Raw genomic sequence first — 21,766 nt, 5'->3', positions numbered from 1 at the left:
GTTAGATGTGCCTAACTCATTATTCGCAAGGCGGCGCTAGGTGAATCAAAGCTAACCCACCCAGTGACGTCTCGCGGTATTTCTTGTTCATGTCCTTGCCCGTTTGGTACATGGTTTCAATCACCTTATCCAACGAGATCAAACATTTACTATTACGCTTTAGTGCCATGCGAGATGCATTGATCGCTTTCATTGCACCCATTGCATTACGCTCAATACACGGTACTTGCACTAAGCCACCAATTGGGTCACAAGTCATGCCTAGTGAGTGCTCCATGGCGATCTCGGCCGCAATACAAATTTGTTCATTGCTGCCACCACGTAGCGCGGTCAAGCCAGCTGCCGCCATAGAAGAAGAAACACCGACTTCGCCCTGACAACCCACTTCGGCACCCGAGATAGACGCATTAGTTTTGTACAAAATGCCAATCGCACCGGATACAGCAAGGAAGTCTTTAAGCTGTTTGGTATCGAGCTCTTTGATGAAGCGATGGTAGTACATCAATACCGCCGGAATTACACCCGCCGCACCATTAGTTGGCGACGTTACGACTTGTCCACCAGCCGCGTTTTCTTCACTCACAGCAAAAGCAAACAGGTTAATCCAATCCATGATTTCCATTGGATCGTTTTCGATTGCTGCATTTGCTTCAAGCTTCTTCAGCAAGTTAGGCGCACGGCGGGTCACATTCAAGCCGCCATCCAAGATGCCCTCTGTTTCGAAACCACGCTCCATGCAACGCGTCATCACACGCCAGATCTGTTCTGCGCGTTGATTGATGGCTTCCATTTCCTGAAACGCTTGTTCGTTTTTCAGAATCATACCGCCGAGGCTCATGCCGTTCTTCTCTGCCTGTGCCAACATTTCGTCCGCACTGGAGAATGGAAACTCAACTTCTACGGGAGCAGTCGCACTGCCATTTTGCAGTTCATCCGCCGTTGCGATGAAACCACCACCGATTGAGTAGTAAGTTTCAAACCCAACCTGATTGCCGTGCGCATCTAACGCAGTAATCGTCATGCCATTCTCATGCAGAGGAAGGTTCTCTTCATGGAACAACATGTCCGTTTTGTAGTTGAATTCGATTTCATGACGGCCATCGACAGACATCATGCCCTCTTCAATCGCCTTGCGCATCGCTTTATTCGCAGAAGCGATTTTGATGGTATCTGGTTTGTTACCCAACAGACCCAAAATCGTTGCGCGGTCAGTATGGTGACCAATCCCCGTTAACGAGAGTGAGCCGTATAAATCGACTTGAATACGAACCACTTTTGCCAAGTTCGATTCAATCAAACGAGTGAAGTGGTAACCCGCGATCATTGGACCATTGGTGTGAGAGCTAGAAGGGCCCACACCAATCTTGTAAATATCAAAGATGGACAGCATAAACTTACCTATTACGACAATGCAGCATAAAGCCAATCAGGGAGAACCATACAAGCGGCGATGGTCGCCACAGCGAACACCAATAGCCCGTAATGGCTTGCGGTTGGCTTTGCAAAAAGATGTTTTTGATTATTGATAAAAATTTGTTGCTCGGCAGTCACAGCGCCCCAACGACGGCTTACTAACACACCAAACAAAAGGAAGACAAACGTACCAATTGGCGCGAACCACGGCCAAGCCACGTCGAGATACATTGCAGTAAACACCGCAATCACACTCATGATACTGCCAACGATCACGCCTTTCTCATTGGCTTTTGCCCAGAATAAGCCAAGCACGAATGACCCAAGACGGATACCAACAAAGATGGAAGTCAGGCTAGCGATGGTTTTGAGTACCGATTCATTCGATACCGCCAGAAGAGCTGGCACTACCACCATAGCCGCAGCGAGCAAACTCATCTTTCTTGCGACTTTTTCGTAGTGCTCATCATCGGCACTTTTGCGAACGAAACGCTTGTAGATATCGAACGTTGCGACAGTCGCAATTGAGTTGTAGGTCGAATCCAAGGTCGACATTGCGGCCGCCGCCAACGCGGAAATGATCAAACCAACGACGATTGGGTTAGTGTGGTTGAAGACGAAATCCAAAATCACTTCATTGCTGTTTTCAAACGATTGATCTTGATAGAAAACACTCAAAAGAACACCGAGTACCGCGAAGAACAAGTACACGAAAAACGCACCGTAACCACACAACAGCATCGACTTCTGCGCCGTCTTTTCACATCTCGTCGCTAACGTGCGTTGGATGATCAATTGGTTGGTGCCGTACACACTCAAATGCAAAAAGCTCACGGCAACCACGCCAGCCCAGAGTGTGGTATCCACGCCCAAATCAAAGTCTAAGTTGATGATATTCAGGTGATCACGAGAAAGGTAATCTGCCGCATTAATCTCTGTCATTAGAATGGCAAAGATAGCGATGCTGCCTGCCACCAATACTGCAGATTGCAACATATCGGTCCAGATAACCGTGGAAATCCCGCCCGCATAGGTATAGCAAGCGGTGAAAATACTGATGTAGATGATGGCTTCAGAAATACTGATAGGCAGAACTTGCACTAAGATCAGCGCCACGGCATACAAAATCACACCCGCAGAGATACATTGAACCACAATGAACACAATCGAGTTGATGGTTCTTGCATACACCCCAAACCGGTGCTCAAGGTATTCATAAATCGAAGTCAGACCCAGCTTATAGAAGACAGGCACAAAGAAAATGACGGTGAAAAAGATAACGATGGGATAGTTAAGGTGAATACTCATCGCTTCCATACCAGAGCTATAAACCCAACCTGGCATCCCTACAAACGTCATCGCACTAATGTAAGTCGCAAGTATCGAAACACCTGCCGTAAACCAGCCAAATTGCTTTCCACCCGTAGAAAAGTCGCCACCATTGCTGTAGCGCTTATTCACTAAATAGCTGATTAATATGGTGATTAACACGTATAACGCAATCACCACAAAACTTGAGTACGTAACCATTTCAGGGTTTCCATAATTCTGGGTGCTAATTATTTGTGCTTGGATATTACTTTAAAAAAGCATATCTAAACGATAATCCCGCCATAACTGTGACTATAATCACCAATATAGACGGTTATATATTCAAAAATGCCAAAAAGACCGATTTAATGAGACTCCCATCACTAAAAACCACTAATTGGGTACGCATTCATTTTAAAATTGATATTGATCACGGATCTAATGACCTTAAAAAAACTATGATTCACCACGACACGAAATCGAAGATGATCACAATAAGATCGTGTTCTTTAAGTTTGAATAGCAACAAATCCTAAGTGAAATAGAGGTTTATCGGTCATGAATGCCAAAAGACACATGAGCGAAGTTCCTATGATTCAAAGGGTAGCTGCCTATCTAGCGATACTGGTTGGTTACTTTTTCTATTGTTATAACTTTGTAATTATTGACTACGTACGCCCATACATCGTTGAAGCGTATGATGGTATTAGCCTGTCAGACACTGCCCAGTTCTATACATGGCAGTCGGTTGGTGCACTTATCGGTGCATTGAGCTGTGCTTGGTTCGCAACAAAATTTGGTAAGAAATCCACTCTTATTACCATCACAGCCCTGAACGGTGGCGCAACGATCATCAATATGATGTTCACCGACTACACAACATGGGCAGCAATGCGTTTCATCATTGGTTTATCACTGGGTGGTTACTTCACCGTGGCAGTAAGCTTGATGATCGGCCTATTTACGCCAACGGTACGTGGTAAGTTGACGGCATTCGCGTCTTCTATGTTCTCTGTAGCACTGATGGTAATGGGTGCGTATGCAGCATTTATTGCAAGTATTGATGCACCATGGGAAAGCCTAATGCTTGTAGGTGGTATCCCACCATTGGCAGCGGCTGTTGTCATGATCTTTGTACTACCTAGCGACAGCAAAGTGATCGCTTACGGTGAAGAAGAGCAAGCAAAAGCGGAAGAATCAGATGCACCAGCGAAAAAAGGCTCTTGGGGCGAAATGCTAAGCAAGCCTTACCGTAAGATCACACTAACGTGTCTATTACTGGCTGGCCTTAACTTCTACGGTTTCCAATTCTTTGGTGGCTTCGTAACCACATACCTACGTGATGTACGTATGTTCGACGGTGCAACCATCGGTCTCATCTTCTCTATCTCAGCATTTGGTTCACTGTTTGGTGCGTGGTTCTGGGGTTGGGTAGCTGACAAATTCGGTCGTAAGGTGAACGCATTTGGCTTCATCCTAGCGGGCATCATGGTTTCAATCTTCTTTGTTGCACCTGGCGACATGGTGATTGGCGGCCTAAACATGCTGGCTCTACTTGGTCTGATTTACAACTTCGGTCTGTCTTCTTCAGCGGTATGGGGTGGTTACTTCTCAGAATTGTTCCCAGCACACCTTCGTAGCTACGGCGCGGCGCTATTCCACGGCGGTCGTATCCTTGGTATGTGGGCACCAATGGTACTTATCTTCATCCAAGAACGTACCGACCTACAAACCGCAATGTGGGGTTCACCAATCGTATGGATCCTTGCTGGTCTTCTATGGCTATCACTGCCAGAGACACTAAAAGGCGGCGTGTTCGATAAGAGCAAAAAAGCCGAAGCAGCAAAAGCGTAACTGAATTTCAAAAACTCCGGCTGGCTCCCCGGCCGGATGAAAAAACTTAATTTCGAGTCCTGTTCCCAAAGCCGACTCGACAGCAAAATAAGAGAGTTTATTATGTCTAAATATCAAGAAGCGAAACGCGTTGTACGTGAATACTTCAGCGCAATGGAAAACGCAACTCACGAGAACGTGGCAGAAGTACTAAAAGCACACACTTCAGAAGATTACCTATGGCGTGGTGTTTACCCATTCCGTGAGCAACAAGGCGCTCAAGCAGCGGCTGACGTTTTCTGGGCTCCTTTGATGAAATCAATGACTCGCATGCAGCGTCGTCAAGACATCTTCATCGGTGGTGAGAACGAAGTAACATCAGGTGAAATCTGGGTAATGAGCATGGGTCACTTCATGGGTCTATTCGACGCTGAATACCTAGGCATGCGCCCAACTGGCAAGATCATGAACATCCGTTACGCAGAATTTAACTGTGTTGAAAACGGCAAGATCACTAAGACTGGCCTATTCCTAGACCTTCTAGGAGCGATGGACCAAGCGGGTTGTTACCCACTACCACCATCAACAGGTAAGCACTTCGTATACCCTGGTCCTCGTAACCACGACGGCCTACTGTTCGAAGACGCAGCACCAGAAGAAGGCGTAGCAACACTAGCACTAGTGAACAAGATGGTTGATGACCTATCTGCACTAAACGACAGCGGCGCTATGGGTTGCCCACCAGAAGTTCTTGAAAAGAGCTGGTCTAAAGACATGATCTGGTACGGTCCATGTGGTATCGGTGCGTCTTACACAATCCCTCGTTACCAACAGCAGCACCAATTGCCGTTCCGTAACAACCTGAAAGACAAGAAGTTTAATGGCCACGTATGTCGTTTCGCAGAAGGTAACTTCTCTTGTTTCTTCGGCTGGCCAAACCTATCTAACACACCAATCGGTGGTTTCCTAGGTATGACAGGTGGTGAAGTACGTGCAGACATGCAAGTGGTTGATGTTTACTACCGTGACGGCGACAAGCTATCTGAGAACTGGGTACTGATCGACCTTCCTTACTGGCTAAAACAGCAAGGTCTAGACGTGTTCGAACGTACTCAACAGATCCTAAACCCTTCTCTATAAGAAGTCCTAGGGGCGGATTGTCAACCCGCCTTTATGTTGCCTGAATACCCTCTCGGTTCAGGCGACATGCTCCCAACTCGTGCCTCAAGGATGGGGCACAACCTCAAGATAGAACCCTTATTCAAAACGGGCATGAACGCACGGTGGCTTTCTGCGCCCTGAATAATGAGATTGATGATGAAAAAGTCGACCCTTTCTGCAGTGATTTTAGCAGCGCTTACTTCTAGCTCAGCCTTTGCTGCACACACTTTTGTTAATGACGCTGGCGACAGCCTAACCATCGATGGCCGTTTCGATCTTCGCTACCAAGACCGTGGCGGTGATGACAACGGCGAATGGAACAGCGGCAGCTCACGTTTCGGTTTGAAAGGCCAAATGGGTCTGGATAACGGCTGGACTGGTTTCGGTCACGCGGAATGGGGCTACAACTCTGGCGCGAACGGCGAAAACATTTACGACCGCTTGCTATACGCAGGTGTTGATCACGAAAAATATGGCAAGATTGCTGCAGGTACTAAGCAGTGGTCTACCTTCTACGACGTAGCATGGTACACCGATTTAGGTCGTGTATTCGGTACTCGTGGCTCAGGTGTTTACAACCTAGCTGACTGGGGTATCGCATCCGGTGCTGGTCGTGCGGAAAACTCAATCACGTACCGTAATTCAATCAATGAAAAAGTGAGCTACGGCTTTACTTACCAAACCACGCGTGAAGATGTTGCTCTAGCAAGCAATGCGACAGCCTCACTGAAAAACGGCATGGGTGCGTCGATCACTTACAAACCGGTTGATGGCGTAACACTGGGTGCGGCTTACCATCAAAATGAAGTTGCGGATCTAGACGCAAGCGTCGTTGGCGCAGAAAACGGCGACAACATGCGCATCATGCTATTGGGCGCAAACTACAGCAACGGTGGCTTCTACGCGGGTGCGACTTTCCACGTTGGCGAAAACTGGGAAGCAGTGAGCCAAGGCGGTACGGACGTAATGTTCGATACCCTAGGTGGCGAAGTCTACACTTACTACCACTTCGACAACGGCCTACGCCCAACGTTGAACTACAACTACATGGAAGATCGTGGTGACGAGACACAAGGTTACGAGCGTAACTTGCTGATTCCTGGTCTTGAATACCACTTCCAGAAGAACAAATTCCTAGTTTGGACTGAATACCAGTTCGACCTAGGTAAAGATCAGTACGATGGCAGCAAATTCGAAAACCGTGATGATCAATTCGCGGCAGGTATTCGCTACTACTTCTGATAATACTCATCGCTCACCACCTATACCCAAGTAACCTTAAGGTGGTGAGTGATGAAGTTCTTATCAACACTAAGCAAAGTTATCTTGAAGCCAAGTAGTCATCACTTCACTAACAATTAAAGGCTGCTCAAGCGTAGATAGATGCCCACACTCCGGGATAACATGAAGCGTGACGTTTGGGATGCATCTCTCCATGAGCAGATGATTGTCTAGCGGACAAAGCTTATCTTCTTTACCTGTTATCACCAACGTAGGAGCTTGAATGTCCGCCAATAAAGGTCGAGCATCCGGGCGAGTTGCTAACGCTTTAGCATGCGCTTCAAATGCCTCCAAACCTACATTGACCGCCATGCCTTCTATACGCTCAGTTAACGCTTTGTCTTGCAAACGGCTTGGATGAATCAGCACAGGCATCAGAGTATCAGGTGTAATGCGTTCAAACTCACCACTTAACGCACGGCTAACCAGTGCATCACGCTTTTGTGTCACCTCTGGCTTTTCATCTGCTGCATTGGTATCCATGAGGATCAAGCCTTTGACTCTGTTTGGCGCTTGACGGTACACCTCAAAGGCAAGAATCCCACCCATTGATAAGCCACCCAAGACAAACTCCTGCGGTGCGTCTTGCAACACTCTCTGCGCCAGCTGTTCCATTGACGGCAATGAAGCCAGCGTCGGGCATGAAGGCTCAACCCAACTTGGCAACGCTCGGTTGACTTCCTCAAACAATGTGCCATCACAAAGTAGTCCGGGTAGCCAAACTAACGAGGTGGGTTGTGTCATTTTATTCTCCTGCAAGCGGCTTTGGTTGATCAGACCCAAGAATGCAATACGTCAAACTATTACCACGCAAGTTCGTCAGTGAGTATGACGCACCTTCTGGAACATTCAGCACATCACCGCGCGTTAAAACAACGTTAGCTTGTTCGCCTTGATGTGTGAGCACCACCTCTGTATCCCCATCAAAGTTGATAAGCACTTGTTTTTCTTCTCGGCAGTGTTGAGGAATCGAGCCACCTTCAGAAAGCTCATAAGCCATGATGCTCACTTCATCTTCACTCTTTACTTGGAAGTCATAGCTCGCCAAAGGGTGACCCGTTAAGGCGTATTGTTTCACGTTGCTTCCGCTGAAATCGCCTTTGATTTCACGATAATCTTTTTGCAGAGCGACAAATGGCATCATCTCTTCTGCGGTGTAGGTATCGAAGGTCGCGAGATCTTCTTCGGTAAGCAGCGGCATCAATTCTGATTCTTGTGGCACCGGGTCGCCATTAATGGTGTCCACGAGTGTGCCATCGGCTTTGAGGTATAAACCATAACCTTGACTGTCTTTAATAACGTTTGGATGCCAAATAACGCCGCCACCTGAATCGTCGCCGCCAAGTACCGAGAACATAAAGCCGTAATCGCGGCCAACCACTTCAAATCCACGGAAGAGATTGGTTGGAATCGAGATGACGTCACCGTGAGACAACACCGCCTCATGCTCTCCATCGTTCCCCCAATAAAAACGGAACTGACCTTTGAACACCAAGAAAAGCTCAGCGGTGCGATGAGAATGTAACGAATTTTTGATGCCCGGCGGTTGGCCTGCAGCACCAATATTAAAGCCCGCCGTATCGCGAATATGAACATGCTGACGACTGCTCTCTGCCACCCCTGCACCGATAATACAAAAGTTATCTTTGAGATCACTGCCTGGCGTGCGCGCATCAATAAACGCACTCGTACCCGGAATCAGTTCCATGTAGCGGACCAGGTTATTATTCATTTTAGATTGTAGAGTCATTGTAAATCCTTGTTGTCCTTGTTTGGACCTAGCCTTTGAATTGTTAGTTACAAGCCTAAAGTTAGTTACAGACCGAAAGTGTGTTACAGACCTAAAGGTCGCCCACCATCAACCGCGATGGTATTGCCTGTCGAGAAGGTCAGAAGATCTGCCGCGGCGTACACGGCTTGAGCGACTTCTTCATCATTGGCTAAACGCTTAAGCGGTGTGGATTGTTCTTGTTGATTACGCCATGCGTCATCCAAGCCTTTGACAAACTCAGTGTCGACAAGCCCTGGAGCAACAGCCAAAACGCGAACCTCGGGAGACAGAGCGCGAGCTAAAGAACGGGTCATGTTCTCCGCGGCAGATTTACTTGCACAGTAAGCAATGTTGCTCCCCATCGCAGTCTGTGCCGCGATAGAAGTAATGTTCACCACACAACCATTGGCTTGCTTAAGCCAAGGCTCAAACGCTCGAACCATGGCAAAAGGCGCACGAACATTCACTTGGAATATTTGGTCAAACAGCTGGTCATCTAAGCTTTGCAAATCAGAGTGCGCGACGAATTTCGTCATCCCCGCACAGTTGACCAACAAATCCAGCTTGTCGCTTATTTCACTGACTTGATGTTTAAGCTGTTCAATCGCACTAGAATCTGCCACGTTCAATTTGAATGCTAGATGCTCGTTACGTGGCAGCGAGGAAAGCACATCCTCGGCCGCTTTATGATTACTGTTGTAAGTCAGAATTACGCGATATCCCGATTCAGCTAGCTTGCGACAAATGGCGGCACCCAGTCCGCCACTGCCGCCTGTGACTAAGGCAAGTTTCGACATATTACGCCTCTTCTACTTTGCCTTTGTAACGGCGCACACGAATATCCGCTTGCTCTTTGTGGCCAGCAAAACCTTCGAGTGCACACAAGCGAGAGCAATACTCACCGACTTTGAGGGACGCAGCTTCCGTTACACGCTGGTAAGTACAGGTTTTGATAAATTTACCTACCCAAAGACCACCGGTGTATCGCGCCGCTTTCTTCGTTGGCAGTGTATGGTTGGTACCAATACATTTATCGCCGTAAGAAACGTTGGTTTCACGACCTAGGAACAAGGCACCGTAGTTGGTCATGTTATCTAGGAAGTATTTAGGATCTTCCGTCATCACTTGAACGTGTTCAGAAGCGATATCGTCTGCCACTTCCACCATTTCTTCGTAGCTATCACACACAATCACTTGTCCGTAATCTGCCCACGCTTTACCCGCGACTTCAGCCGTTGGGAGAATGGTTAACTGACGTTCGATCTCTTTAATGGTTTCTTGCGCAAATGTTTCGCTATTGGTCAACAATACAGCGGGAGAGTTGTAACCATGCTCAGCCTGACCAAGCAAGTCTGCCGCTGCCAATTCCGGGTCACAGCCTTTCTCATCAGCAATGACCAAGGTTTCCGTTGGCCCTGCAAACAAATCGATACCAACGCGACCAAACAACTGACGTTTTGCCTCTGCCACAAATGCGTTACCCGGCCCTACAATCATATCGACTGGCGCAATAGTCTCTGTACCAAGAGCCATTGCACCTACCGCCTGAACACCACCGAAGCAGTAGATTTCATCCGCACCCGCCATTGCCATCGCAGCGACAATCGCGACGTTCGGCTGGCCGTTAAACGGAGGCGCACAAGCAATAACACGTTTTACGCCCGCGACTTTCGCCGTCAGTACACTCATGTGAGCGGATGCAACCAATGGGTATTTTCCACCAGGGATGTAACAACCCACGCTGTTTACTGGAATATTTTTATGCCCCAGTACCACACCAGGCATGGTTTCTACTTCGACGTCTTTCATTGAGTCACGTTGAATTTGAGCAAAGTTTCGAACTTGTTGCTGAGCGAACTCGATATCATGACGAGTCGATTCATCAAGCGCATCCACACAGGCTTGGATTTGCTCTTCTGACAGGCGGAATTGCTCCGGCGACCAGTTATCAAACTTTTCAGACAACTCACGTACAGCGCTATCACCTTTCGATTCAATATCAGCAAGAATGTTTTCAACAATCTGACGCACTTTTGCGTCGTTTGATGCTGATGCTTCTTCAGTGATTCCGTTTTTTAAAATGCGTGCCATTGGGTTTCTCCTTGAACATTGAGGCTGACGAACGGTTATTTTTATGCTTTTGGATACGAATGCAAAATCAGATTAAACACTTAATTAACATTTGACAAGTTAAGTCAACAAACCACAAAAACATTCCTTAAGCCTTTGTATTTATTAGTTTAAACAAATAAAAGCAAGTAATAAGGACCTTAATTAAGTTTAATTTTTAATCAAAAATGAGTTTTAGATCACATCATTTTTACTCATCATTTACATTTCTACATGTTAGTTTTTGCATACCTTTGCAAAGGAGAGAATCATGAGCAATTTTAAACAACGTCTGAATCAAGAAACGATATTAGGTACATTTGTTAAAACCCCTCACCCTCACATTATCGAAGTATTGGCACTGGCAGAGTTGCCTTTTGTGGTACTGGATGCAGAGCACGCACCTTTCGATCGTTCCTCGCTTGATCTGTGCATCATGGCGGCCAGAGCGAATGACCTCGCGTGCGTGGTACGAGTACAAGACAGCGCCCCTTCAACCATTTTGAACGCGCTTGACTGTGGCGCGGCGGGTGTACAAATTCCCCATGTTTGTACTGCTGAGCAAGCGACGCAACTGGCGAAAATCTGCCATTACGGAGAAGGTGGCCGAGGGTATGCTGGTTCCAGTCGAGCAGCGCAATACGCCACTAAGCCCATGGTTGAACACTTAAAAGACAGCCGTGCGAATACGATTGTCATTGCACAAATTGAAGACCCTCAAGGGGTTGAAAATGTTGAAGCGATTGCCAATGTTGAAGGAATTGATGCGCTCTTCATTGGCCAAGTTGATCTCACTGTCGCTTATGGTGCTGATAGCGTTCATGATGAGAAAGTCGCACAAGCAAGTATGCGAGTAATCGAAGCGGCCAGAGCCGCCAATAAACCTGTTGGCATGTTTGTCGCGACGGCTCAACAAGCTCGGGAATGGCGTGAACTCGGCGTTAGCTTCTTTTGTGTTGGGTCTGAACACAAAATGATCATTGATGGCTTCAAACAAGAGAGAAATGTGATGAATTCTTGAGTTTTCTCTGATATTTACGCCTTATCAATGTAATGCTCTAGACACAGAAATCCCCTAGCCCATACACTCAGCACGTATGAGAAGGTTCAATGGCCTTAAATAAGGAGTATCACCATTAAAGCGAAAGTAACTTCGATCGACGTCGCGAAGATGCTCGGCGTCTCTCAATCGACGGTATCTAGAGCATTCAGCCCGACTGCGAGTATTAGCGAGAAGAAACGCAAAATGGTGATGGATGCCGCAGCTAAGCTCGGATACACACCGAATGCCATCGCCCGAGGTCTGATTTCGAATCGTTCAGGCTTAGTGGCGATTGCGTTAGATAGCGAATCAAACCCAATGTACGACATGCAATCTCGTGCTTTGGCTGTCGAAATTCAAAAGCGAGGCGGACAAGTTGTGCTTTGCCCTATCGACAAGGACGACCTCGATCTCGCCATTTCACGCGCCATTGAATACCAAGTGGACGGACTCGTTATCGCCACCAGTCGTTTGACCTCACGCGCGTTTGCCCAATGCGAGAAGTTTGGCGTTCACTTAAGCCTGATCAACCGTTATGCCGAAGGCATTAATGCCAACAGCTCTGGTATTGATAACCGATTGGCGGGCCAACAAGCAGCCGAGTATTTAACACAGAAAGGCGCAAAACAATGCGCTTACATCAGTGGTGATGCAGGTTCAATGACCAGTGAAGAGCGCTGGCTTGGCTTCTCTTCAAAACTGCAAGAGCTCGGCGCTCCATCCCCGACCTTTATTCAAGCCAAATACAGTTTTGAAGCTGGCCTAGATGCGGCGAAAGAAATCTTGTCACATACCAGTAAACCCGACGCGATTTTCTGTGCAAACGACATCCTCGCCATGGGTGTGATGGATGGTTTACGCCAAGCCGGAGCAAAGATCCCTCAAGACTTCTCAGTGATGGGCGTGGATAACATTCCGATGTCTGCATGGCCGAGTTATGATTTGACCACCATTGCTCAACCAGTCGACAAAATTGTTAAACGAGCGGTTGAAGACTTGATGAATCGAATCAACGGCAACCTGGATGCAACTGGCGAATACCTTTTCGAGCAAGGCACCTTGATCGAACGTAGTAGCACCATTTAATAAATCCATTTTTATTCATTCTTCATAAACAAAATGTCTTGCTTTCGAGTAAGGCATTTTCTGTGATCGCGATTAAATTTTCACCAACCGTTATTTAATTCCTCATCAATTCATCAATCTTGTTATTGACTTGTTACTTTAATGTTTTATTTTGGATTCGTATGCAAAATGGATATGAATTGCTCAACTAATTTATAAAAACATAAAAAGTTGTGTGACTTGCCAACGAATGCCCATGGCAGGTCATACCAGAAACAAGGAAGAACGATGAAGAAAGCAATCCTTACTTCACTTACCGCACTGGGGCTTGCATTTAGCAGTATGAATACGTTTGCAACCAGTGTTATTCGTCTTGCTCATGACAGTCAAGAAACCTCTCCCGTACACAAAGCAATGCTCTATTTCGAACAAGAAGTGGAAGCTCGCTCAAACGGTGAGATAGAAGTTGAAATCTATCCGGCGAGACAACTAGGCGATGTGCGTGAGACGACTGAACTCGTACAGCAAGGCAACTTACAAATGACGTTTGGTGCGTCAGTTTTACTCTCTCCCTACGTCCCAGAGTTTAACGTGCTCGACGTGTTCTACCTTTTTGATAGCGAAGAGCAAGCACACAAAGCGCTCGACAGTGAGAAGATCGGACAACCATTGTTGAATGCTATGGAATCAAAAGGCTTTCATGGACTTGGCTTTATGGAGGTCGGCTTTCGTAGCGTGACCAACAACAAACAGCCAATTGATAGTATTGAGGACCTGAAAGGGCTAAAGATTCGCTCGGCATCTAACCCCACTCAAATAAGCGCGTGGAAATCTATTGGTACTGCGCCAACACCTCTGTCTTGGGGAGAAATTTTCACCTCGTTACAACAAGGCCTGATTAACGCTCAAGAAAGTGCTATCTACTCTATTTATGCCGAACGTTTTTACGAGGCACAAAAGTACCTCTCTTTAACTAACCATATATACACCAACTACGTGTTGTTCATGAACAAATCGTTTTGGGATTCACTGCCGGCCGCACAACAAGCGCTGATCAGTGAAGTAAGCAAAGAAACCATCGCAAAACAGCGTGAGCTCGCCGCTAAGCAAAACCAAGAAGTAATCAAAGAGCTCGAAGCAAAAGGCATGACGGTTAACATCGTCCCAGACGAGGTACGCAGCATCATGAAAGAAAAAATGAATGCAGCCGTGTACCAAGATCTGCGTAGCAAGACAGGTGAAGACTTGTTTGACAACGTGATTGCCGAGATAGAACGCCTATAACTCCCACTCTTTTGCACGATCTGGCAACAGGTCGTGCTTTCTCGTTTTGGAGGTGAACATGAAGTGGTTTCGCTTACTAGACAAATACCTAGAACCTACCCTTATCGTTATCGCGATCTCGACGATGACAACTTTACTGTGCTTGCAAATCGCACTACGCCTATTTGACGCAACGATCGCGTGGGCTGAAGAGCTGGCACGTTATTTATTCGTATGGGCGATGTACCTGAGCATCAGCTATTGTATCCGAGATGATCGACACATCCGCATTCGTGTGTTCATCGATAAACTTCCGGGCAATTGGACGCAATTCAGTTTGATTGTTTCTGATCTTATCTACCTTGCCTTTAGTGCCACTGTCGCCTGGTTTGGATTTAAGGTGATCAATCGCAGCCTGCAACTCGGTCAGATTGCACCCGCAATGGAAATTCCTATTGCGTGTTTGTATGCCTCTGTTTTAGTTTGCGCACTATTAAGCTGCGCGCGCCTAGTGACAAGCATTTATCAACGTGTGAACGCGTGCTCCACCAGCAATGAACGAGTTCGCTTTTCTCGCCAACGCTATCGCCATATCAAAGCAAAGTACCGTACTTCTAACCGACTATTGGAGTTTAACGCATGACGTCTGCACTTTTGTTTGGCAGCTTTGGTCTGCTTCTGCTCATTGGCGTTCCGGTCGGTATTGCTCTGGCGGCAGCCAGTATGGTCGCGATACTCAGTCTGCCGTTTCTTAACATTGAGTTTTTAGTCCAAGGAATGGTAACAGGGCTCGACTCTTTCCCTCTCCTCGCCGTCGTTCTATTTACCTTGGCAGGTAACCTTATGAGCCAAGGAGGGATCTCAAAACGATTATTACACGTGGCGGAGGTCTTCTTTGGCCACTTTACTGGTGGGCTTGGCATCGTCGCCATTGTGGCGTGCATGTTCTTCGCTTCCATCTCTGGTACAGGGTCTGCCACCGTTGCCGCTATCGGCCTGACGATGATTCCCTCTATGGTGAAGAAAGGCTACGACCGCAGCTTTGCCGGTGCCTTGATCGCCTCTTCCGGCGGGATTGGCGTCATTATTCCACCCTCTGTGGTGATGATCGTCTACGCGATCACAGCTGAAGTCTCGGTCACCAAGATGTTCATGGCGGGCATCATTCCTGGCTTGGTCGTCGGTATGGTATTGATCGGCTACTGTCTAATTGTCTCAAAAATGCGGGGCTACACAGGTAACGAGCGCAAAGCGACCTGGGCAGAGCGTCTTGATGCGCTAAAAGAAGCCAGTTGGGCAATGCTACTACCCGTGATCATTCTCGGCGGTATCTATTCCGGTATCTTCACACCTACCGAATCAGCCGCCATTGGTGTGCTCTATGGCTTATTCTTTGGCATGTTTGTTTATAAAGAACTCAAACCAGCGCAAGTGGTGAAAATCATTCTAGAGTCGTCACTGTTAGTTGGCGCTGTGCTCGTCATTGTGGGTGCGTCCGTGACGTTTGGCCGCATATTGACCCTAGAACGTCTACCGACCGAGATCGCTCAGTTCATTCTATCGATTACCGAAAACAAACTTCTGATACTGCTTTGCATCAATGTCCTGTTGTTGCTCGTCGGTACCTTTATGGAAACGCTGGCAGCGATTGTTATTCTCACACCAATTCTGTTACCCATTACGTCAGCACTCGGCATGGACCCCGTTCATTTTGGTATCGTGATGATCGTGAACTTGGCCATTGGCTTTGTTACGCCTCCTCTGGGTGCCAACCTGTTTATGGCAAGTCAGGTAGGCAAAGTACCGATAGAGTCGCTCTCTAAAGCCATCATGGGTTGGATTGGTGCAATGATAGTGGCCTTGATGTTGATTACCTTCATCCCTGCCATCTCGCTATCGTTACCTGCGCTTTTATCCTGATCGTTGCACTCATAGAGCGCTTATGACTGTTATAGCCACTAGATAAACACCTTTCTAGTGGCTTATTCGTTATCTACTTCCGATTTAATAAAAAAGACTTAAAGCATTCGTATGCAAAAGGAAAATTTGAAAGATATAAGGATAATTGACACCAAAATAGCTGAATATTAGCGATAAAGTCTATTTGGGTGCCTTGATCTGCATGATTATCAGTTTTGGCTTAATCATTTGTTTCCATTCAAACAGATCAAAATAAATTAAGCGATTAAAAAACAATAAGATATTAGGAAATTCATACAAAAAACTTTGACCTCCTTTCTTATTAACACGTCTCGATAAGAGATAGCTTCCATCTCGCCTGTACTTTTTTAGTTTGTTTTCTGCTCAACTGTTAAAAACCTGATCATTAGCACGCTATTTAAACAATCAAAAAACAATCCGTTGACAAAATGGCAACATGATATATTTTGAATACGTAATCAAAACATAATTCAAACATAATTATTCAATTACGGAGGTGATTTATGGCCATGGTTGGCTTCGATGAAAAGTGGCGTGATTTTCCCGACTACATTCTTGGTATCACAAAAGAGATTTGGGAAGACCGAGGTTTAAACACCTTAGAACACTACTACTCTCCCGACATTGTTGTGCGTACTCCACTCTCTATCGTTCAAGGAAACGAAGGGGTGATCAGTGCAACAATGGCGACACTGGCCGAGTTTCCCGATCGCACGCTATATGGCGAAGACGTCATTTGGTCAGGCACCCCGGAACAAGGCATGCTTTCTTCTCATCGAATCATCTCTACTGCAACACACAGTGGCAACGGCTTCTACGGGCAAGCCTCGAACCGCAAACTTCGTTTCCGTATTATCGCAGATTGCCACGCTATCAATAACCAAATCAATGACGAATGGTTGGTTCGCGATCAAGCCGATATCGCGAAACAACTGGGTATGACGTCAGAAGAGTTTGCACGCCAACAAATCGAATTTGAAGGTGGCGTGGAATCAAGCCCATTTCCGTTCACACCTGAAGTCGACATTCCTGGACCTTATTTGGGCGTAGGCAACGACAACGAATATGGTCAGCGTTATGAAGCAATTCTCAGAAGCCTTATGAATGCCGAGTTCTCTATAGTACCGAAAGAGTACGACCGTGCTTGCATCGGCGAATACACTAGCGGTCAAAATGCCTTATCACACTCGGAAGTCGATCATTTTTGGATGGCACTTCGTGCGTCTTTCCCAAATGCTCAATTTACCGTTCACCATCGTATTGGCCGGGATGACGACATGATGTCACCACGCGCTGCAATTCGATGGTCTTTGCACGGTAAGCATGAGGGATATGGGATGTTTGGTAAGCCTTCAGGAAAAGAGGTTTACATCATGGGGATCAGCCACGCTGAGTTTGGCCCTTGGGGTCTTCGTCGCGAATTCACTTTGTTTGACGAGACCGCAATCTGGAAGCAAATCCTGCTACAGCAAGGCTAACGGCTGACTAAACACTATTTATTAAAATCACAGACAGTAAGGAAGCAACATGTCACTCAACATCATCGAACAGTTCTACCAGAACTACTTCAAAGCCGCAGACATCGAGCAAAAACAGGCCGCTCTGCAAACTTTGAACCCTGACGTAAAATGGTGCGTGGCGCACCCTGTGAACGATCTTAATGGCCCAGATGCAACCCACGAATCTTTCCTCTCACCACTTGTTAATGCTTTGCCTGACGCCGAGCGCCGACCAATAATTGTTATGCACGGCGAATACGAAGGTCGCACTTGGTACAACTCTACCGGCTATTTTATCGGTACATTTGAACAACCACTGTTTGGCATCCCAGCAACAGGGAAAACACTCTACTTGCGTTACACCGAAATGGTGTGTGTGGAGAACGACCAAATCACCGAATCATACATGATTCCAGACTTCATCGACGCGATGAATCAAGCAGGCTGCAACCCTCTTCGTAAAAGCTTAGGTCACGATGGCTTGGTCCCTTCTCCTGCGACTTCTAATGGTATCCAACATTCTGTTGTGTCTTTGGAAGAAAGTGAAAAGAGCGCCCAGCTGGTTGAAGATATGCTGTCTTGCTTGGGTCGTTTTGATGGCAAAGATCTTTTCTCGATGGATCTTGAAAACTACTGGCACAATGACTTCATGTGGTACGGCCCTGCTGGTATTGGTACTACGCGCGGTATCAAAGGTTTCCGTAACCACCATCAAGCGCCATTTGTGTTTGCCTTCCCTGACCGAAGTGTCGATATTGAGGTCAATTTTTTGGCCAAAAATGACTACGTATCCACAGGTGGTTGGCCACATATGCATGGTACTCACACTGGTCACAGTGGCTGGCTCGGTCTTGCCCCAACCGGAAAACACATCGAACTTCGCGTTATGGACATTTGGCGACGCGAAGGCGATTTACTGAAGGAAAACTGGGTGGCGATCGACATCGTTCATATCCTGCTGCAACTTGGCTATGACGTGTTTGCACAAATGAAAGAACAGTTAGAAGGACCTAATTATGCATGAGTTTGGCGCACTTAACTGGAGCATCCTTGGTGGATACATAGCCCTAACGCTAGTATTGGGTGCGGTGATTGGTAAGCGAGTAACTTCAGCTAGCCAATTCGCTTTGGGTGATAAGAGCATCCCTTGGTGGGCGATCGGTATTTCTGTCGTTTGTACTTACGTGAGTGCCATGTCGTTCCTTGGCGGGCCAGCTTGGTCTTACAAAGAAGGCCTGTCGGTTATCGCGATTCACCTCAATTATCCGCTGGTGATCTTCTTCATCGTGGCTGTGTTTATGCCGTTTTTCTACAACAACGGTTTAACCTCTATCTACGAGTATCAAGAACGACGCTTCGGTAAGGCTTCACGACTGACTTTGTCGTTTATCTTCCTTATCAAACAAGCATTGAGCTCGGCAGCCGTACTCTATGCGACAGCAATGATTTTAGAGTTCATTACTGGTATCGACGTGATGTACTGCATCATGATCGTCACTGCAATTGCCCTTATCTACACCGTAATGGGCGGTATCGCGGCTGTCATTTGGACCGATGTGATTCAAGCAGTAATCTTATTTATTGGCGCATTCATCATCATTGAAGCCGTTTGGAATGGCATGCCTGCTCCAATGACGGAGGTCATGGCAGAACTCAAAGCGAAAGGAATGACCGATGCCCTACAGACAAGTTTTGACCTAAGCCAAGTAACGACGGTATGGGCTGGTGTTATCGCAATGACGATGTTCCACACCACCGTGTATGGCGGTAACCAGATGATGGTACAACGATGTATGGCCGCGAAAAACATGGGCGATGCGAAAAAGGCAATGCTGATGATGGGCTACGTGGCCTTCTTTATTTACTTTGTCTTTATCTTGCTTGGCGTCCTGTTCAACGCTTATTACGACGGTAAAGAGTTCGAAAACGGCAACACCATCATTCTTCATTATGCGAGTGAATATGGAATGCCAGGCTTGATGGGCATCATTGCCGCTGCGATTCTGGCGGCAAGTATGTCGAGTCTCGATTCCGCATTTAACTCAATGGCGACCGTTTCTGTGGCTGACTTTTACAAACGCTTCTACAAGCAAAACGAGTCGGAAGAGCATTACTTGAAGGTATCGCGTTTCTTCACGGTAGCGTGGGCGATTTTGGTCATCATTCCAGCGATCATGTTTGCCACCAGCACAGGCTCGGTACTGGAAGTGCTGAGTAAGGCAGGCTCTTACTTTGTCGGTGCAAGCTTCTGTATGTTTGTCCTTGGGTTCTACTCAAAACACATTACGGAAAAAGGCTTGTTGATTGGCGTTGCTGCTAGCTTCTTGGTGATTTGGTATGTAGCCGTTGCGACCGATATTGCGTGGCCTTGGTATTGCGTGATTGGCGTCCTTGTGAATGCCGTTGTCGCTTACATTGCTAGCCTTCTCCTGACGGGTAAACAAGATGAAATGCATCTTTACACAGTGAAAGGCCAGCAAGCGGAATATGCTCGTCTAAATAAACCAATCAAGGAAGATGGTTGGTATGTCGTTCCCGGCAAAATCGATGCTCCATGTTATGGCTTACTAGTGATGTTTGTATTCTCGATCGTGATGCTTTGGGGGATCAACGCGTTTACCGACAACGTTCCTATGCTGATTAACTTTATGCGTGGCTGCTCTATTCTTGTCGCTACCGCTTGCATCGGATACATGGGGTATTCACTCCTCTCCCCAAAACGTAAAGTTGCAGTCAAACAAGCAAATTAATGTTCTTTACGTAGATACTGTACGTCCAACAAACGGACAGTATCTACGCTCTAGATCTAGTGCTAGTTCAAAGCAAACCAAATGGGTTAACCCACATTTTGCTTTTTAACACTCCAAAGCCATTATTCTACTTAGGATACCCCGTCAGAACATTTATGAATACGTACCTATTTATGCTAGTCTTATGACCTCAATTACTGGCAACTAAGTTTTATTCATGAAATCAATTAAACACGTAGTCACATCAAAAGATGTGGCAAAGATGGCAGGCGTCTCTCAATCTACTGTATCGCGCGTGTTTGTTCCGGGTAGCTCAGTATCCGAAAAGACCAAGCAAAAAGTCTTTGAAGCGGCTAAAGCCCTTAACTACCGCCCTAACGCCTTTGCACGTAGCCTGACCACAAACGAATCGAAATTGATAGGTTTGGTGTTTCCTGATGCGGATTACCCTATCCATATGAAAACACTGCAATTAATTTCCAGTGAGTTACAGAAAAAAGGTTATTCTGCCGTATTGATTCCATGGCAAGTGGATGAAGAAGAGGGCCACTCAATCCCAAATATCTTCCAGTATCGCGTCGATGGTGTCATTGCTGCTTCCGCAACCTTCAATAAGTCCCTTTATGAAGAATGTGAAGAGTTTAATATCCCAATTGTTCAATACGCACGAGTTGTTGAAGGTACTAGGAGTAGCTACGTTATCAGTGACAACTACGAAGCAGGCCAACAAGCTGCGCAACTTCTGCACAAAAGTGGCGTGAAGAACGCGGTTTATTTGACGGGAGAAGTGCCAACCTTTACGAATGACGAACGTCAAAGCGGCTTCTGCTCTGAATTTGAAGACCTAACCGGCAAGACGCCACGCATCATTGAAGCCAGCTATGACTACGCGAGCTCACTTGATAAAGTCCGTGCCATACTGGCAGACAAAAATCGGCCTGAAGCGGTGTTCTGTGCAACCGATAACCTTGCGATGGCGGTCATGGATATCGCCCGTATAGAATGCGGGTTGAGGATTCCTCAGGACTTACAAGTCATTGGTTTTGATAATATTCCTCAGACAGAATGGTTAAGCTATCAATTAACCACGTTCCGCCAGGATTTCCGTCGCCTCGCTCGCGAGTGCGTGAAGATCATTGTTGATCAAATTAATACGAAAAACGGCAGCCTAGTAAAAATGATGGTGCCAGTGAAGTTAATCGAGCGCCAGACAACAAAAGCTTAAATAGCTATAGCCAGCCATTCGGTTGGCTTTTTTATTTGCCTCTGACTCCCAAACGGCTCATTTAGTGTTGTAAGCATTAATGAACCCATGTATATTTATGAG

18 protein-coding genes are annotated in these 21,766 nt (G+C 46.6%); 12 read left to right on the top strand and 6 right to left on the bottom strand.

The window, feature by feature from the left end; all coding sequences use genetic code 11:
• Positions 1–19: 19 nt before the first annotated feature.
• Complete coding sequence (locus R7F07_RS07155) at positions 20–1,390, bottom strand: L-serine ammonia-lyase (RefSeq protein WP_005374779.1); 1,371 nt, start codon at positions 1,388–1,390, stop codon at positions 20–22.
• Between the two features lie 11 nt (positions 1,391–1,401).
• The gene (locus R7F07_RS07150; RefSeq protein ID WP_158173274.1) at positions 1,402–2,943 is read right to left on the bottom strand and encodes a sodium:solute symporter; all 1,542 of its coding nucleotides are present in this window, start codon (positions 2,941–2,943) and stop codon (positions 1,402–1,404) included.
• 339 nt (positions 2,944–3,282) lie between these two features.
• On the opposite strand from R7F07_RS07150, the gene R7F07_RS07145 reads away from it, so the two are divergent.
• From R7F07_RS07145 to R7F07_RS07135, 3 genes are all read left to right on the top strand, one after another.
• Entirely contained in the window at positions 3,283–4,578 is a 1,296-nt protein-coding gene (locus R7F07_RS07145; RefSeq protein ID WP_005374774.1) for an MFS transporter, read from the top strand.
• 102 nt (positions 4,579–4,680) lie between these two features.
• The gene (locus tag R7F07_RS07140; RefSeq protein ID WP_005374772.1) at positions 4,681–5,697 is read left to right on the top strand and encodes a nuclear transport factor 2 family protein; all 1,017 of its coding nucleotides are present in this window, start codon (positions 4,681–4,683) and stop codon (positions 5,695–5,697) included.
• Between the two features lie 177 nt (positions 5,698–5,874).
• Positions 5,875–6,960 carry a porin gene (locus R7F07_RS07135; RefSeq protein WP_054576566.1) on the top strand — a complete coding sequence of 362 codons (1,086 nt, stop codon included), beginning with the start codon at positions 5,875–5,877 and terminating at the stop codon, positions 6,958–6,960.
• 69 nt (positions 6,961–7,029) lie between these two features.
• Here R7F07_RS07135 and R7F07_RS07130 read toward each other — a convergent pair whose 3' ends face one another.
• The 4 genes from R7F07_RS07130 to hisD all read right to left on the bottom strand — a co-directional run bounded on the left by R7F07_RS07130 (position 7,030) and on the right by hisD (position 10,861).
• Positions 7,030–7,743 (bottom strand): alpha/beta fold hydrolase, encoded by a 714-nt coding sequence (locus R7F07_RS07130; RefSeq protein ID WP_054576565.1) that lies wholly within the window; start codon positions 7,741–7,743, stop codon positions 7,030–7,032.
• A 1-nt stretch (position 7,744) separates the two neighbouring features.
• Entirely contained in the window at positions 7,745–8,749 is a 1,005-nt protein-coding gene (locus tag R7F07_RS07125) for a cupin (protein WP_054576564.1), read from the bottom strand.
• 83 nt (positions 8,750–8,832) lie between these two features.
• The gene (locus R7F07_RS07120; RefSeq protein WP_053303921.1) at positions 8,833–9,567 is read right to left on the bottom strand and encodes an SDR family NAD(P)-dependent oxidoreductase; all 735 of its coding nucleotides are present in this window, start codon (positions 9,565–9,567) and stop codon (positions 8,833–8,835) included.
• A gap of 1 nt (position 9,568) precedes the next feature.
• Positions 9,569–10,861, bottom strand: coding sequence for a histidinol dehydrogenase (gene hisD / locus R7F07_RS07115; RefSeq protein ID WP_005374756.1), 1,293 nt, complete (start codon positions 10,859–10,861; stop codon positions 9,569–9,571).
• Between the two features lie 289 nt (positions 10,862–11,150).
• On the opposite strand from hisD, the gene R7F07_RS07110 reads away from it, so the two are divergent.
• From R7F07_RS07110 to R7F07_RS07070, 9 genes are all read left to right on the top strand, one after another.
• Entirely contained in the window at positions 11,151–11,900 is a 750-nt protein-coding gene (locus R7F07_RS07110; RefSeq protein ID WP_053307977.1) for an HpcH/HpaI aldolase family protein, read from the top strand.
• Between the two features lie 150 nt (positions 11,901–12,050).
• On the top strand, positions 12,051–13,007 hold the full coding sequence (locus tag R7F07_RS07105) for a LacI family DNA-binding transcriptional regulator (RefSeq protein ID WP_021035882.1): 957 nt from the start codon (positions 12,051–12,053) through the stop codon (positions 13,005–13,007).
• A 267-nt stretch (positions 13,008–13,274) separates the two neighbouring features.
• Positions 13,275–14,270, top strand: coding sequence for a TRAP transporter substrate-binding protein (locus tag R7F07_RS07100; RefSeq protein WP_025768662.1), 996 nt, complete (start codon positions 13,275–13,277; stop codon positions 14,268–14,270).
• Between the two features lie 58 nt (positions 14,271–14,328).
• The gene (locus R7F07_RS07095) at positions 14,329–14,892 is read left to right on the top strand and encodes a TRAP transporter small permease (RefSeq protein WP_025768663.1); all 564 of its coding nucleotides are present in this window, start codon (positions 14,329–14,331) and stop codon (positions 14,890–14,892) included.
• Positions 14,889–16,169 carry a TRAP transporter large permease gene (locus R7F07_RS07090; RefSeq protein ID WP_005383432.1) on the top strand — a complete coding sequence of 427 codons (1,281 nt, stop codon included), beginning with the start codon at positions 14,889–14,891 and terminating at the stop codon, positions 16,167–16,169. The genes R7F07_RS07095 and R7F07_RS07090 overlap by 4 nt, the downstream gene beginning before the upstream one ends.
• Positions 16,170–16,693: 524 nt before the next feature.
• The gene (locus R7F07_RS07085; RefSeq protein WP_054576563.1) at positions 16,694–17,668 is read left to right on the top strand and encodes an ester cyclase; all 975 of its coding nucleotides are present in this window, start codon (positions 16,694–16,696) and stop codon (positions 17,666–17,668) included.
• A gap of 49 nt (positions 17,669–17,717) precedes the next feature.
• Positions 17,718–18,713, top strand: coding sequence for an ester cyclase (locus tag R7F07_RS07080; RefSeq protein WP_054576562.1), 996 nt, complete (start codon positions 17,718–17,720; stop codon positions 18,711–18,713).
• The gene (locus R7F07_RS07075) at positions 18,706–20,439 is read left to right on the top strand and encodes a sodium:solute symporter family transporter (RefSeq protein WP_318110469.1); all 1,734 of its coding nucleotides are present in this window, start codon (positions 18,706–18,708) and stop codon (positions 20,437–20,439) included. Before R7F07_RS07080 ends, R7F07_RS07075 begins: the two co-directional genes overlap by 8 nt.
• Positions 20,440–20,656: 217 nt before the next feature.
• A complete protein-coding gene (locus tag R7F07_RS07070) occupies positions 20,657–21,664 on the top strand; it encodes a LacI family DNA-binding transcriptional regulator (RefSeq protein WP_017820101.1) in 1,008 nt (335 codons plus the stop codon).
• The last annotated feature ends 102 nt before the right edge of the window (positions 21,665–21,766 follow it).

Source organism: Vibrio sp. YT-16 (assembly GCF_033337405.1).
In the GTDB taxonomy this organism is placed as follows: domain Bacteria; phylum Pseudomonadota; class Gammaproteobacteria; order Enterobacterales; family Vibrionaceae; genus Vibrio; species Vibrio alginolyticus.
This window is presented reverse-complemented; position numbering and strand designations above follow the sequence as displayed.

What these genes read in the sequence shown, in the direction of transcription:
- R7F07_RS07155 (WP_005374779.1), bottom strand. Translation starts at nt 1,390, where the DNA reads ATGCTGTCCATCTTTGATATTTACAAGATTGGTGTGGGCCCTTCTAGC.
- R7F07_RS07150 (WP_158173274.1), bottom strand. Translation starts at nt 2,943, where the DNA reads ATGGTTACGTACTCAAGTTTTGTGGTGATTGCGTTATACGTGTTAATC.
- R7F07_RS07145 (WP_005374774.1), top strand. Translation starts at nt 3,283, where the DNA reads ATGAATGCCAAAAGACACATGAGCGAAGTTCCTATGATTCAAAGGGTA.
- R7F07_RS07140 (WP_005374772.1), top strand. Translation starts at nt 4,681, where the DNA reads ATGTCTAAATATCAAGAAGCGAAACGCGTTGTACGTGAATACTTCAGC.
- R7F07_RS07135 (WP_054576566.1), top strand. Translation starts at nt 5,875, where the DNA reads ATGAAAAAGTCGACCCTTTCTGCAGTGATTTTAGCAGCGCTTACTTCT.
- R7F07_RS07130 (WP_054576565.1), bottom strand. Translation starts at nt 7,743, where the DNA reads ATGACACAACCCACCTCGTTAGTTTGGCTACCCGGACTACTTTGTGAT.
- R7F07_RS07125 (WP_054576564.1), bottom strand. Translation starts at nt 8,749, where the DNA reads ATGACTCTACAATCTAAAATGAATAATAACCTGGTCCGCTACATGGAA.
- R7F07_RS07120 (WP_053303921.1), bottom strand. Translation starts at nt 9,567, where the DNA reads ATGTCGAAACTTGCCTTAGTCACAGGCGGCAGTGGCGGACTGGGTGCC.
- hisD (WP_005374756.1), bottom strand. Translation starts at nt 10,861, where the DNA reads ATGGCACGCATTTTAAAAAACGGAATCACTGAAGAAGCATCAGCATCA.
- R7F07_RS07110 (WP_053307977.1), top strand. Translation starts at nt 11,151, where the DNA reads ATGAGCAATTTTAAACAACGTCTGAATCAAGAAACGATATTAGGTACA.
- R7F07_RS07105 (WP_021035882.1), top strand. Translation starts at nt 12,051, where the DNA reads ATGCTCGGCGTCTCTCAATCGACGGTATCTAGAGCATTCAGCCCGACT.
- R7F07_RS07100 (WP_025768662.1), top strand. Translation starts at nt 13,275, where the DNA reads ATGAAGAAAGCAATCCTTACTTCACTTACCGCACTGGGGCTTGCATTT.
- R7F07_RS07095 (WP_025768663.1), top strand. Translation starts at nt 14,329, where the DNA reads ATGAAGTGGTTTCGCTTACTAGACAAATACCTAGAACCTACCCTTATC.
- R7F07_RS07090 (WP_005383432.1), top strand. Translation starts at nt 14,889, where the DNA reads ATGACGTCTGCACTTTTGTTTGGCAGCTTTGGTCTGCTTCTGCTCATT.
- R7F07_RS07085 (WP_054576563.1), top strand. Translation starts at nt 16,694, where the DNA reads ATGGCCATGGTTGGCTTCGATGAAAAGTGGCGTGATTTTCCCGACTAC.
- R7F07_RS07080 (WP_054576562.1), top strand. Translation starts at nt 17,718, where the DNA reads ATGTCACTCAACATCATCGAACAGTTCTACCAGAACTACTTCAAAGCC.
- R7F07_RS07075 (WP_318110469.1), top strand. Translation starts at nt 18,706, where the DNA reads ATGCATGAGTTTGGCGCACTTAACTGGAGCATCCTTGGTGGATACATA.
- R7F07_RS07070 (WP_017820101.1), top strand. Translation starts at nt 20,657, where the DNA reads ATGAAATCAATTAAACACGTAGTCACATCAAAAGATGTGGCAAAGATG.